General features: G+C 31.2%; 8 protein-coding genes. 5 read left to right on the top strand and 3 right to left on the bottom strand.

Annotated features, from left to right (window positions below; translation table 11 throughout):
- Position 1 precedes the first annotated feature (1 nt).
- Positions 2–2308: a TonB-dependent receptor gene (locus ACN0WB_RS02020; RefSeq protein WP_417428320.1), complete on the bottom strand. Its 2307-nt coding sequence runs from the start codon at positions 2306–2308 to the stop codon at positions 2–4.
- 746 nt (positions 2309–3054) lie between these two features.
- On the opposite strand from ACN0WB_RS02020, the gene ACN0WB_RS02015 reads away from it, so the two are divergent.
- Positions 3055–5580 carry a DUF5686 family protein gene (locus ACN0WB_RS02015; protein WP_417428318.1) on the top strand — a complete coding sequence of 842 codons (2526 nt, stop codon included), beginning with the start codon at positions 3055–3057 and terminating at the stop codon, positions 5578–5580.
- Positions 5581–5628: 48 nt separating this feature from the next.
- On the opposite strand, the gene ACN0WB_RS02010 is transcribed toward ACN0WB_RS02015, so the two are convergent.
- Positions 5629–7824, bottom strand: coding sequence for a glutamine synthetase III (locus ACN0WB_RS02010; protein ID WP_417428316.1), 2196 nt, complete (start codon positions 7822–7824; stop codon positions 5629–5631).
- Between the two features lie 231 nt (positions 7825–8055).
- Between ACN0WB_RS02010 and ACN0WB_RS02005 the strand changes: the two genes are divergently transcribed.
- The 3 genes from ACN0WB_RS02005 to ACN0WB_RS01995 all read left to right on the top strand — a co-directional run bounded on the left by ACN0WB_RS02005 (position 8056) and on the right by ACN0WB_RS01995 (position 12480).
- Positions 8056–9738, top strand: coding sequence for a DUF6909 family protein (locus ACN0WB_RS02005; protein ID WP_417428314.1), 1683 nt, complete (start codon positions 8056–8058; stop codon positions 9736–9738).
- 120 nt (positions 9739–9858) lie between these two features.
- Positions 9859–11703, top strand: a complete 1845-nt coding sequence (locus tag ACN0WB_RS02000) for a M1 family metallopeptidase (protein WP_417428312.1) — start codon at positions 9859–9861, stop codon at positions 11701–11703.
- Positions 11704–11721: 18 nt separating this feature from the next.
- Positions 11722–12480, top strand: coding sequence for a type III pantothenate kinase (locus ACN0WB_RS01995; RefSeq protein WP_417428310.1), 759 nt, complete (start codon positions 11722–11724; stop codon positions 12478–12480).
- Positions 12481–12484: 4 nt separating this feature from the next.
- Here the strand turns inward: ACN0WB_RS01995 and ACN0WB_RS01990 are convergent, their stop codons facing one another.
- The gene (locus ACN0WB_RS01990) at positions 12485–12922 is read right to left on the bottom strand and encodes a nucleoside deaminase (protein ID WP_417428308.1); all 438 of its coding nucleotides are present in this window, start codon (positions 12920–12922) and stop codon (positions 12485–12487) included.
- Positions 12923–13107: 185 nt separating this feature from the next.
- On the opposite strand from ACN0WB_RS01990, the gene ACN0WB_RS01985 reads away from it, so the two are divergent.
- Positions 13108–14379: an SOS mutagenesis and repair protein UmuC gene (locus ACN0WB_RS01985; RefSeq protein ID WP_417428306.1), complete on the top strand. Its 1272-nt coding sequence runs from the start codon at positions 13108–13110 to the stop codon at positions 14377–14379.
- Positions 14380–14460: the final 81 nt, after the last annotated feature.

Raw genomic sequence — 14460 nt, 5'->3', positions numbered from 1 at the left:
TTTAATTTTTAGTAAGTAAATATTTAATTTTTATTCCGGCATAAAAACTTCTTGCAGGCGATGGATTAAAGTAAGCGGGTTCCTTTCCGTAACCAACTGCATTTATTGCATTATTTGAACTGTATTTTTTGTTAAAAATATTATCTAACCCCGCAGAAAGATCAACAACAAATTGTTTTCCTAAAGATTTACGATAACCAATGTCAAAATTTGAAACCGACCAAGCTGCGTTGTAAACCGTATTTTCATCATTTAACGGTAATCGATCACTATAATAAAAATTAAAATCGCTATAGAATCCATTCCGTATTTCTAAACTTATATTTCCGCTGAAAGTCCACGGTGCAATTCCAGTTAGTTGATTACCTTCAAAATTGGATAAAATTTGATTGTTTTTATCTTTTATTTTATAATCTTCAAATCTAAAATGGGAATAAGTTGCAGCAAAATTGGTTCTCAATATTTTGATTTTTCTATCATCATTTTGACGAATAATATATCCTGCTAAAGAAAGTTCGATTCCGGAATGATTCGTTTTCCCAGAATTATTATAAACCGTTATTCCTGGACGAATTTCTTGCGGGATTAATTCACCATTGATTTTCATTTTAAAAAAAGACAAATCATAAGCTAAGCGAGAATGAAATAAATTTCCTTTCGCATTAATCTCATAATTTACCGCTTTTTGTGCTTGTAAATTTTTATTAATGTACCCATTTTCATCATTTATTTCTGTAGAAGTAGGCGGTGAAAATCCCCAACTTACACTTCCATGAAGTGAAAGTAATTCTCCAAAATTATAACTCAAAGCAATCCGAGGTGAAATTTGACCATTAAAATTTTTAATTCCAGTTGATGTAGGGTTTAGAAAATCTGTAATGTCATACTTTAAACCACTATAATTTGCACCAATTGTGAAAATGGTTTTCCCAGACAGTTTCGTTTGTGACTGAATAAACAAGGAGTAAGATGTATTTTCTAATTGATTGTTACTTTTTACATTTCCTTCTTCGCCATGATTATTTACAAATTGAGTTCCTTTTACATTTGCACGAGCAAATTCGGCTCCTAAAATAAAATTTGTTGTTAATCCAAAAAGTTTTGATTTGTAATCAAATTTAGTTCTACCGCCATAACTTTGGTAAAAATTTCGAATATAAGCGTATGGAAGTGGGTGATTTAAATCGTAAAAATAAGTGTAAATACTTGTTGAGTTAGAAAATTGAGTATTGAAATCGTATTGTTGTCCAACACCAACTCTTGTCCAAGTTTGATATCTTCCCGCTTTTTTATCTAAATTAATTACACTCGCTTGTCGTCTATTTTCATTCATTTCCGTCTGAGTTAAAGCGCCTGCAATCTGAGTTTCTTGTCTGGTGCGAGTTAACAAAACCGTTATTTTGCGTTTTTCAGAAGGAAAAAACTGAAAGTTTGCAGTGAAAAATTGTCGTTTATCTTCGTTATGATCTCGATAACCTTTTAAAAATTGATTTCCCAAAGAAACGTAACTATTCATTTTATTAGAACCATTTCGATAAATTAAACCTTCTCGAAATAATCCAAAAGAACCAACAGTTCCGGAAGCTTCCAAACTTTCCTCTTGGTAGGTTGCTCTGTCCAATTTAAAATTAATTACTCCAGCTGTTCCACCTCCATAAATACTTGACGCGGGACCTCTAATTATTTCTGCTTGTCCTAAATCGTGTATATCCAAACCTTCAATTCTTGAAGTTCCATCAACTTCAGTAAGCGGGATTTCATTCACATAGATTTTAATATCTCTTATTCCGTATTGCGCTCGAACTCCATCACCACGAATAGAAATTTTAGCATCCGACAAAGAGCTCTGATCCATCCGAACTCCCGGAATACTATTCATCGCATTTTGCATAGAAATTCCACTTCCTTTTTGTATTTCTTTTCCACTGAGAACTGCAATTGCTCCAGCTGTTTCTTTAACTTTTTGATGGGTTCCATATCCTGAAATTCTAACTTCATTAATTAAAGTGGCATCTGGTTTCATTTGAATTTCAAGATCTTTTCCTCCTTCAAATTTAATTTCAAGATTGGTAAATCCAGAAGCGGAAATTTTTAAAATACCAGATGATTTGGGAACTTGTAAAACAAAAAAACCTATTTGATTTGTATTTACAGAAATACTATCTTTTAAAGTGATTATGCTTGCATTTTCCAAAGGTTTGTGACTTTCCAAATCATAAACATGTCCTTTAATTGTGTATAATTGTGCCGATAAATTACTTATTCCAAGTAAAAGTATCGGAAATAAAATTTTCTTAAATCCTTTCATTCTTAATTTTTCTAAATTTTCTTATTTAAAAACACAGCATCCTTTATCTTTAATCAAAAACAAAACTGATTAAGATATAGATGAATAAAACAGTAGTATTGATACAATTTTTTTCAAATCATTTTTACAATTTGAGAAAAAACTTAAAAATACATTTGAAAGTTTAGGAAATGGGAGGCTTTAAAAAGAGTCTTTGAAAAAAGTTATTCTTAAAATAATTTTGTTCAAAAAAATTATTACGCTCTTGAGAAAATTTTAGAACTTCGAAGTGAAAAGGTTCTTTGCAAAATAAATTTACATCAATAACTTTTACATTTACAAGTAAAGGTTGATTTTTATCGACATCATTCAATTTTTTGGACAATTGACATTTACCGTTACAATGCAATTCTGGTTTATTTGTATTAATACATTGAGCTGCAAATGAAGAACTATTTAAAACATAATCCGCTAATATTAAACTCTTTTGAAAAGTTTGAGAAAGTAGCAGAAAAGCCAAGCTAACTACTGCGAAAATATAATATGGATTTGCTTTTTTCAATTCAATACAAAATTACTCATTAATTGTTTTTTTAAATAAAATCAGTTGATTAAATATCCATTTTCAGATAAATATCATTGTTTTATGTTTTTATGAAGTCTTAAACTTTAATTTAAACATTATCTAAATAAAACTTATGTTAATATTTGCTAATTAATGTTTTTAAATTACAATTTCTTATAAATTTGCATATCATAAATGGATAATGCCGCAGAATTTCAACGCTAAGTTTTTTTTTACTTTTTTATTTCTCTTTTTTATTTCTCTTTTTCACAGCCAAATTCTGGTGAGTGGTGAGATTTTAGATTCTTTAAAACAAAAACCGGCAACCGAAGTTTCTATTTTTATTAATGAGAATTCTAAACCGTTAATTGTAACTTCTGGAAATTTTAAAATTTCTTCTGATTCTTTAATTTATAAATTGAGATTTCAGAAAAAAGGATTTCAACTAAAAACAGTTAATTTTTCTTCAAAAAACACACAAAATTTAAAAATAGTTTTGCGGCCAGAAAGTGTGGAAAACATTCAGGAAGTTATTATACAAGGAAAAGCCATAAAATATAAAAACAAAAAGGAAAATCCAGCTTACGCCATTATGCAAAAAGTTTGGGCACACAAAAAGAAAAATGGTTTAGATAATTACAAAACCTATCAATATCAAGAGTATGAAAAAATTCAATTTGATTTAAATAATATTGATAGTATTTTTATGAAGCGTAAAATTTTTAATAAAGTAGATTTTATTTTTAAATATGCAGATTCCGCCTCGAACGGAAAATTATCTTTACCGATGTTTCTCAATGAGTCCATTTATAAAATTTATGGTGAAAACCAACCTCATAAAAAGGTGAAGAAAGAATTGGTTGCTCAGAAAACTTCAGGTTTTCAAGACAATCAAATTATGGCGACGACGGTGAAAAATCTTTACAAAGAAATCAATATTTATGACAATACATTAAATTATTTTAATATTGGTTTTCAAAGTCCAGTTTCTACAGACGGTTTTAGCACGTACGATTATAACTTAATAGACAGTCTTTCCATTCGCGGAGAAGATTGTTATCACATCAAATATTTTCCGAAAAGAAAAGATATTTTGGCTTTTACGGGTGATTTATTTATATCAAAAAATAATTTTGCAGTGGTAAAAGTTTCGCTAAAATCTACTAAAAAAATGAACGTGAATTTTGTGAATGCCATTTTCACTGAATTAGAATTTGATAATCCCGATGATAATACTTTTTTACCTTTCAAAAACACCACTCAATTTGATATTTCTTTGGTAAGTAAAAATAAAAATGCACGGGGAATGCTCGCAAAAAGAACAATTAATTATTCTGATTATCAATTTAATAAAGTAATTCCAGAACAAATTTTTGAAAATAAAGAACCAAAAACAAATGAAGAATTAACAAGATCAGATGTTTTCTGGGAAGAAAACCGCACAGATTCCTTAAATGTCGCCGAAAATAATGTTTATAAAATGCTTTCGCAATTGCAAGAAGTCCCGAAATTTAAACGCTTTGTAAAAATATATGAAACGCTTTCTTCGGGTTATTATAACGTCGGACATTCCATAGATATTGGAAATTTGTACTCCATTTTTGGAAATAATGCAATCGAAGGAAATCGTTTGAGATTGGGCGCAAGAACTTATTTTTCTGCAAATGATGATTGGCGAATTCAAGGTTATGGCGCTTATGGTTTTAAAGATCATCAATTTAAATACGGCGTAGAAGCGAAGTATATGTTTAATAAAATTAATCGCTTCCAAATTGGCGTAGGAACTCGCCGAGATATTTTGCAATTAGGCGTTGGATTAACCGACGATGACGGAATTATGAGTCGATCTTTTGCATCTTCTTCCCTATTTTCTCGTGGAGATAATGTGTCTTTGAGCAATGTAAATCAAACCAGTTTTTACACTTCCATCGAACCTTGGAAAAATTTTCAAGTTAGAATAGACGGAACTTTGGAAAGTATAAAATCTGCAGACAATCAAGCTTTTAATTTAAAATATTTGGATAATGAAAATCAAGTGCGAAAAACTGTGAATGATTCTCATTTAACGTTAAGTTTAATCGCAAATCCAGGTGCAAAATTTTCTGAAACTGGGATAGACAGATATTCTCACACCACACTTTCACCCACTTTTGTTTTAAAATATACGCGCGGTTTGAAAGGTTTATTTAATGCGGATTTTAATTATAATAAACTGCAATTTCTTTACACACAACCTATTTTACTCGGAACTTGGGGGAAATCTAAAGTTAATATGGAATTGGGAAAAAACTTTGATACTGTTCCTTTGGCTTTGCAAAATATAATTCCTGGAAATCAATCTTATAATTTAATTCCAAATACTTTTTCTCAATTAAATTACTATGAATTTGTAGCCGATTCTTATGCAACAATCAATATTGAACACCATTTTAATGGAAAAATTTTATCTTATATTCCTTTAATTAAAAAATTAAAATTGCGTGAAATCGGTTTGTTTCGTGCCGCTTATGGAACTTTGAGCAATGCTTCGAAAGTAATTAATTTAAGTTCAATACAATATTCTGCTCCGTCAGAACATGTTTATTATGAATATGGATTTGGAATAGAAAATATCGGTTTTGGAAATCTGCGTATTCTTCGAGTTGATTTTAATTGGCGCGGAAATTATTTAGATCGACCTGGAATTACACGTTTCGGAATTAAAGCTGGTTTTCAAGTCAATTTTTAGCAGAAATAAAAACCGCTTCAGAGATTGAAGCGGTTTTATAATTTTAAATTACCTTGTAAATAATAATTCTCTGTATTTTGTAAGTGGCCAAAGTTCATCATCTACCATCATTTCTAAATCATCTACAGGAATTCTAATTTTTTCAAATAAAATTTTGACATTATTACAGAAATAAAACGCTCTTTCTTGTCCATTTGAAATTTTATGCGCTTCTGTTCTGGCTCTTAATAATTCTTCTACGGCTAATTTAATTGTAGAAACATTTGCAGAAATATTTTCAATCAAACTCATTTGTTCCTTTGCAAGTTTTTTAAAATCTTTATCACCAAAAATTTCTTTTAAACCTTTTACATTTTCTATCAAACGATTTTGATAATTTAAAGCACTTGGAATAATATGATTTCTGGCAATATCTGCTAAAACCCTTGCTTCAATATCAATTACGGTAGAATATTTTTCTAATTTTATTTCATTTCTGGCTTCAACTTCACGATGTGTAAAAACTTCAAGCTCTTCATATAAATCTACAAATTTCTTATCCATTTCTCTGCTCAAAGCTTCGGGTGTCGTTTTAAGATTACTCAATCCACGTTTTTTTGCTTCTATTTCCCAATCTCCAGAATAACCGTCACCTTCAAACATAATATTTTTAGATTGTTTAATATATTCTCTTAAAACATTAAAAATTGCTTCGTCTTTTTTAAGTCCTGTTTCTACTAATGCATCAACTTCTTTTTTAAAATCTATCAATTGTTTTGCAGCAATGGAATTCATAATTGTCATGGTTTCTGCGCAGTTTGCAGAAGAACCGACTGCTCTAATTTCAAATTTATTTCCAGTAAATGCGAACGGCGAAGTTCTGTTTCTATCGGTATTATCTTGTAAAATTTCGGGGATTTTCCCTACAACATTTAGTTTTAAATCTGTTTTTTCATCTGGAGATAATTTTCCTTCCGTTACTTTTTCCAATTCAGACAAAACAGAATACAATTGTGAACCTATAAAAACAGAAATAATTGCAGGTGGCGCTTCATTTGCGCCCAATCTGTGGTCATTATTTGCAGAAGCAATTCCAGCTCTTAATAAATCTGCATATTCATTTACGGCTTTTATTGTATTAATAAAAAACGTCAAAAATTGTAAGTTTTTCTTTGGATTTTTTCCTGGACTTAAAAGATTTTCGCCTGTGTCTGTACTCAAAGACCAATTGTTATGTTTCCCACTTCCGTTCACTCCCGCAAATGGTTTTTCGTGTAACAAAACATGGAAATGATGTTTGTGCGCAATTCTCGCCATTACATCCATCAAAAGAGAATTGTGATCTACCGCAACATTGACTTCTTCAAACATCGGAGCCATTTCAAATTGATTTGGTGCAACTTCGTTATGACGCGTCGTTACAGGAATTCCCAATTTCATACATTCAATTTCCAATTCTTTCATAAAGTTCATTACTCTTGTCGGAATTGAACCAAAATAATGATCATCTAATTGTTGTCCTTTTGCGGGAGAATGTCCGAGCAAAGTTTTCCCTGTTAAAACCAAATCCGGTCTTGATTGAAACAAAGCAGAATCAACCAAAAAATATTCTTGTTCCCAACCTAAAGTAGGAATTACTTTTGTTACATTTTTATCAAAATACTGCATCACGTCGGTTGCAGCTTTGTCAACTGCTTGAAGTGAACGCAATAATGGCGCCTTGTAATCTAAAGTTTCGCCGGTGTAAGAAATAAATATTGAAGGAATACAAAGTGTAGTTCCCATTATAAAAGCTGGCGAAGTTGGATCCCATGCTGTGTAACCTCTTGCTTCAAAAGTATTTCTAATTCCACCATTCGGAAAAGAAGACGCATCTGGTTCTTGCTGAATTAATAAATTTCCTGCAAATCTTTCAATTGCTTTTCCGCCTTCTATTGGTGTGAAAAATGAATCGTGTTTTTCTGCAGTTGCTCCTGTTAATGGTTGAAACCAATGCGTATAATGCGTTACACCTTTTGCCATCGCCCAATCTTTCATTGCTACTGCAACTTGATCTGCAATTGGGCGCGGCATTTTAGTGCCCTTTTTTATTGCATCCATTATCGATTGGAATGCATCTTTTGTTAAATATTCACGCATTGTATCTTCAGAAAATACATTTTTACAAAATAATTCTGAAAGTTTACATGGGATATCTACTGCGTTTTCACTTCTATAGCTTTTGAACGGAAGTGTTTCTAATGCTTTAAATCTTAATATTGACATTTTAAAGATATTTTTCTGCAAATTTATATTATTTTTTAATACAAAATTTAATTTACCCCCATTTTTTTAATAGCTATTATTGTGAAAATACATTTAATTGGAAAAATTGTACATATTTACAGGGGTTAAATTATTTTCAGTATATATTTAAAAGAATTACTAAAAATTAATTATCATTACAAAAGATGAAAATTCTTTATCTATTTCTTATCTTTGTGTGAAATTTTATTTATGGCAAAATCCAGAGCAAGAGAAACGACCGAATCTATCGAACGTTTATATGTAACATTAAGACATCTTTTTTATCGCGGTTTCTACAAACCAAGCGGTGTTTCAGGCGAAAGTTTAAGAAGTTTATTACTAAACATCAACCCAGAAATCTACGGAACAATGGGAGTTTCTAATAAAATAGAACTTGATGGTTTAATGTATGTTTTAGACAGACTTCCAGAGGGAATTGAGGAAACCGCATTTGTTCATTTAACCTCAGATGAAGGTTTTGACAAAGGAAGTTTTGAACCCATAATTCCGAAAAAAAGACGTCGACTTTGTTATAGAATTGACGAACATCAAATGAATATTGAAGTTCTTCTCGGTCGTTCTGAGATTTATGATATTCTCACGCATCTTACTTTCTTATATATTGAAGCAGATAAAATTAGAAATCTTGGATTTTTAATGCACGATGGAGGAAGACCAATTAGAACTTGGAGAATTATTGAAGAAGTTGCTTTGGGCGAAAAGAAATTTAGTAGAAAAGAAAAAGAAGTTGCAATAATTCATCTGTCTTCTTTATTGGGAAGAACTTTTGATGAAACTCTAAATGCCTATAACGCTTTTGGAGACGACAACAATCCTGATCGATTATTTAAAATTATTTACTATCTCGGAAAAGGAAGCATTGAAGATATCCAAGAAAAAAGAGAACGCGAAATACATTTCAGTGCAATTTTACGGGAAAGAGTTGGTCATCATTACTTCGGTGAAAAATGGGCAAATAATGTAAAAGAGATTTTAGCACGAAATAATTTGCATAATCGACCACTTCATATTATTTCTGCAAACATGCATTCTGTAAAAAATATGCTTTTTGCAAACGATGCGCTTAGTAAAAAACACAAAGGTGAAGTTGATTATAAACTTTATGAAGAAATTAGCAACAAAAAAACTTTACAAGATAAAATTCTTGATTATTCTTTGCAACAAGGTTTAATTTATATTGATGACCAAAGTGGAAGTAATATAGATGTTCAGATTATTGATCTCAGCAAAATTGATTTAAAAAACTCTCCTTTCGCACACACCAAATTTACGGGCGATGATGTAGTTTTAGTTTTTGATTATGCTTTTGGTGAACAAGCTTTTGAAGTAATGGACGAACTTTTACGCCCATTTGAATTCAATAAAGAAGAATTCAAAATGAATGTAAAATCTATTCACATTATGGGCAAAGCTGGAATTTTAACCGGTGCAAAAGGCGACATAATGATTCCAAACGCACATATTTTTGAAGGAACCGCGGACAATTATATTTTTGATAATGTCTTAAAACTTGAAGATTTCAAAGACGACGATTTAAAAGCTTTCGAAGGTCCGATGATTACGGTTTTGGGAACTTCTCTTCAAAACAAAGATATTTTGACTTATTTTATGAATACCTCTTGGAAAGCAATTGGTCTGGAAATGGAAGGAGCACATTATCAAAAAGCAATACAAGTTGCGAGTAAAATTAGAAAACATATTTCAGAAGATTTATCTGTTTCTTATGCGTATTACGCTTCAGATAATCCTTTAGAAACGGGTTCTACATTATCTTCTGGCGGTTTGGGCTTGACTGGTGTGAAACCTACTTATCTTATAACATTAAGAATTTTAGAACATATTTTTAAAACGAAAACTAAAAAGACAGTTTAAAATTATTAAGTTTTATTCTTAAAATATTTAAAAAGCCATTTATTCTTATAAGACTAAGTGGCTTTTTCTTTTGCATAGTTTTATCTAAAATTCTTATCTTTCCATTTCAAAAAATTAAATATGAACAAATCCTTTCTTGTAATTCTCACATTTATTTGCGGACTATTTTCTGCGCAGCAAAACGCTTATTATCAACAACACGCCAAATATAAAATGGATATTGATGTAGATGCACAAAACTACACTTACCAAGGAAAACAAACTATAGAATACACCAATAATTCTCCTGACGAATTAAATGTGGTTTATTTTCATTTATATTGGAATGCGTTTAAACCAGGTTCAATGATGGATCAACGTGTGCAATTTCGGGGTAAAACTGGAGATTCAAGATTAAATGTAAATGGCATTTCTCGTTTGGCTTCAATCCCGAAAAATCAAGAAGGTGCCCAAAATATTCATTGGATAAAGCAAAATGGAAAAAATTTGAAATTTGAAATTCAAGAAACCATTATGAAAGTTTATTTGGATGAAAATATAAAACCCAATTCTTCAACAAAATTCACCATGGAATGGGACGCAAATATTCCAATGCAAATCCGTAGAAGTGGCAGAAATAACCGCGAAGGAATTGATATGACTGTTACGCAATGGTATCCAAAAATTTCAGAATATGATTATGACGGATGGGCAACTTTTGACTATGTCGGTCGCGAATTTCATGCACCATTTGCGGATTTTGATGTAAATATTAAAATTGATAAAAACTATGTGATTGGTGCAGGTGGAACTTTAGAAAATCCGTCTGATGTAAAAGGATATTCTGCGTCACCAACTATTAATGCAGATAAAAATAATAAAGTCAATTGGCATTGGACTGCAAAAAATATTTTAGATTTTGCTTGGGCTGCAGATCCAGATTATACGGTGGATTCCTTTGCCGTTTTAAATGGTCCAAAAGTATATTTAGTTTATCAAAAATCGGATAAAACAAAAGCGTGGGAAGAATCAATTCCTTACATAAAAAAATATTATCAATTGATGAATGCTGCTTTTGGTGATTACGTTTATCCTTCTTATTCTTTTATACAAGGCGGCGACGGCGGAATGGAATATGGAATGTGCACTATGATTTTAGGTGAAGCAAGATCTGTAGAAAGTTTGTGTGGCTTAATGTTCCACGAAGGTTCTCATTCTTGGTTTCAGCAAATGCTCGCAACTAATGAAGCGATGCGACCTTGGATGGACGAAGGTTTTACAAGTTACGCCGAATCTTACGTGATGTATCAATTATTTCCACCTGCAACTCCACAACCAAATCCTTTTATAAATTCGTTGAAAGCTTACGCTAATTTTACAAAATCTGGATTAGAAGAACCGGCAGTTTGGCTCGGAGATCATCACGATAATGGAACAGCTTATACTTATGCAACTTACGTGAAAGGTGAAACTTTTTTAGTGGAACTCGGTTACATTATGGGCGAAGAAAATTTACAAAAAACAATGAAAGAATATTACAATCAGTGGCATTTGAAACATCCAACTGACCGCGATTTTATTCATATAGCACAAAATATTTCGGGAATGGATTTAAAATGGTTTCATCATTATTGGATTAATACCACGAAAACAATCGATTATGGAATTAAAAATGTTCAATACGACGCAACTTCTACAACGATAACTTTAGCAAATAATGGACAAGTTCCGATGCCGATTGATTTTGGTGTGATGCTAAAAGATAAATCTGTTGTAAATTATCAAATTCCATTAAATTTAACTAGAACTTTTAAGACAAAAGATATTAATGGTGATTTTAAAAGTTTGGCTTATTGGCCGTGGACGCAAAGAGAATACACTTTTACAATTCCTTACACAAAAAGCCAATTGGCGGTTTTAGGAATTGATTTTTCTCAAAGAATGGCAGATGTAAATCCGGCAGATAATTTTGTGGAAGTGAAATAATTTTTTGTGGAAAATAAAATGAATTCTATCGTAATAAATATCGGAAATACAAACATCAGATTTGGACTTTTTGATAGTGAAAATTGTGATGTAAGTTGGGTAATTAATACCAAACCTTATCATTCACAAGATGAACTTTATATTCAATTTCTGAATATTTACCAAACCTATAAAGTTGAGATTGAAAGCATTGAAAAAATAATTATCGGTTCTGTTGTTCCACAATTGACTTATGATATTTCCCGTGCTATTTATAGAATTCACGGTAAAAAACCAATAATTGTGGATAGAAATACGCCTTCAGAAGTGGAGGCGAAATCCAAACAAATGGGAACGGATATTTACGCCAATTTAGTTGCGGCGCATCATCTTTATCCGAAAAAAAAGAAAATTATTTTTGATTTTGGAACTGCTCTTACCGCAAGTTGTGTAGATGAAAATGGCGAAACTTTGGGTGTTATTATTGCACCAGGAATTATTACAGCGCTTAATTCTTTAATAAAAGATACCGCACAATTACCAGAAATTGAATTAATAAAACCAAAATCTGTTTTAGGTTTCGATACCGTTTCTTGCATGCAAAGCGGAATGGTTTACGGTTTTCTCGGAATGGTGGAAGGTTTTGTGGATAGAATAAATAAAGAAGTAAAAGACGATTGTTTTGTGATTGCAACCGGCGGAGTTTCTCATGTTTATAAGCCTTTAACGGATAAAATTCAAGTCGCAGACAGATTGCACACTTTGAAAGGATTGTATTTTTTGGGGAAGGATTTGTAGAAGATTATCTCTTATTTTTAAAAAATTCCCTCACAATCTGTGAACATTCATTTTCTAAAATACCTTCAACAATTTCTGTTTTTGGATGAAGTGTTATATTTTTACTCATAAAACCACGTTGCTCATCTTTTGCGCCGATCACAACTTTTGAAATTTGTGCCCAATTCAACGCGCCGCAACACATGACGCAAGGTTCTAAAGTAACGTAAAGTGTACAATTTATTAAATATTTTCCGCCAAGAAAACTTGCCGCAGAAGTAATTGCTTGCATTTCTGCGTGCGCCGTTACATCATTTAAAGTTTCTGTAAGATTATGAGATTTAGCAATAATTCTGTTATTCGCTACAATGACGCAACCTACAGGAATTTCTTCTTGTTCAAAAGCAATTTGTGCTTCTTGCAAAGCAATTTTCATAAAATATTCGTCTGTGAAAAATTCCAAAGTGTAAAAATTTAAGACAAAAATAGAGCTTTATATTTTGATAAAATAAATTGTGATAAAGTAATTTTTTGTTCTGATAAGATAACAATCTGTTCTAAAATGATTTAAAAAAAATTAGAAATTTTTGTGGAAAAGTAATTTAATTTTAAAGCAAAATTCTTTCTAATTTTGATAAAAATCTTAAAATGTTTGCGCTCATAGATTGCAATAATTTCTTCGTTTCTTGTGAAAGAACTTTAGACAAAAGTCTTGAAGGACAAGCAGTTGTGGTTTTATCAAACAATGACGGTTGTGTAGTTTCCAGAAGTAATGAAGCCAAAGCATTGGGAATTCCGATGGGAGCGCCAGTTTTTAAATACAAAGAATTATTTGCAAAATATAAGGTAAAAAGCTTCTCTGCAAAATTTGAATTGTACAATTTCCGCAGCCAACAAGTAATGAAAATTGCCTCGTCTTACGCTCTGGATTTTGAAATTTATAGCATCGATGAATTGTTTTTAGATTTCCATGGTTTTAAATATTTCGATTTAAATTCTTACGCCGAAGAAATTCGTGATAAAATTTTAAAAGAATCTCTAATTCCCACAAGTATTGGAATTGCTCCCACAAAAACGCTTTGTAAAGTTGCCAATAGAATTGTGAAAAAATTCCCTGATCGTTTTAATGGTGTTTATATTTTAGACACACCAGAAAAAATCGAAAAAGCTTTGAAATGGCTCGATATAGAAGATGTTTGGGGAATTGGGAGAAGATTAAGTGTTAAAATGAAAGATTTTGGTGTTTATAAAGCTTACGACTTATTGCAGAAACCTGAAACTTGGGTAAGAAAAATAATGGGAATTCACGGCGTGAGAATGATAAATGAATTAAAGGGAATTCGCCAATTAGAATTAGATTCTCCGTCTAAGAAAAAATCGATTTGTGTGAGCCGAAGTTTTATGCAAATGCTTACAAACAAAGAAGATGTGAGAGAACGGATAGAAACTTTTTCTATGTATTGTGCAGAAAAATTGAGAAAACAAGAAACTTGTTGCAAAACAATTTGTGTTTTTGTACAAACCAATCGTTTCAGAAAAGATTTACCGGAATATAGAAATGCAATTTCTGTGGTTTTACCAAATCCAAGTAATTCATCGATTACCATTGCAAAAATTGCAAATGAAATTTTTGAAAAATTATTTCTTGAAGGTTTTCATTATAAAAAAGCAGGCATCATTGTTTCGGATTTTGTGCCGGAGAATGAAAGATTGATCAATTTATTTGAAAAAGATGTGCAAAACAAACATCTTCCGGTGATGAAAGCTTTGGATAGACTGAACCGAAAATACGGAAAAGACAAAATAAGATTGGGAAGTATGAACGGGAAAAACACTTTTGGTAGAGCTCAACTTTCTGAGGAATACCAACAATTTTTAAAAAATAATATTTTACCAGAAGCGAGTTATCGGTTTCATTGATGTTTTAATTTAAAAAAATTGCCAAAGAAATAAGTTTTAAACTTTTTTCTTTGGCAAAATGCTTTTTCAGAAAAGTGTAAT

It is taken from the genome of Halpernia sp. (assembly GCF_048269545.1).
Lineage (GTDB): Bacteria > Bacteroidota > Bacteroidia > Flavobacteriales > Weeksellaceae > Halpernia.
This window is presented reverse-complemented; position numbering and strand designations above follow the sequence as displayed.